The sequence below is a fragment of the Staphylococcus pasteuri genome (assembly GCF_030547725.1).
GTDB lineage: Bacteria > Bacillota > Bacilli > Staphylococcales > Staphylococcaceae > Staphylococcus > Staphylococcus pasteuri.
The window spans coordinates 1-228 of the sequence record NZ_JAUOQO010001153.1; the positions used below are offsets into that span (position 1 = coordinate 1).

The window sequence follows — 228 nt, forward strand, 5'->3', positions numbered from 1 at the left end:
CGGTATTCCTCCGGTAATTCGTTTAACTAATTTAGGTATTCGCTTGGTGGATAAAGAAGTGTTAGAAGCCGCTACAGCCTATGGCGCGAGTACCACACAACGTTTGTTTGGGGTGCAGATCCCCTTGGCGATGCCCACCATTATGGCGGGAATAAACCAAACCATTATGATGGCCTTATCGATGGTGGTGATTGCCTCAATGATTGGGGTGAAGGGTTTAGGCCAGCC

The 228-nt window shown here is 48.7% G+C and carries 1 protein-coding gene; it reads left to right on the forward strand.

All coding sequences use genetic code 11. The features are described from left to right. Positions 1 to 228: ABC transporter permease subunit (locus Q4528_RS16735; RefSeq protein ID WP_303522942.1), on the forward strand; the 228-nt coding region annotated here is incomplete at both ends.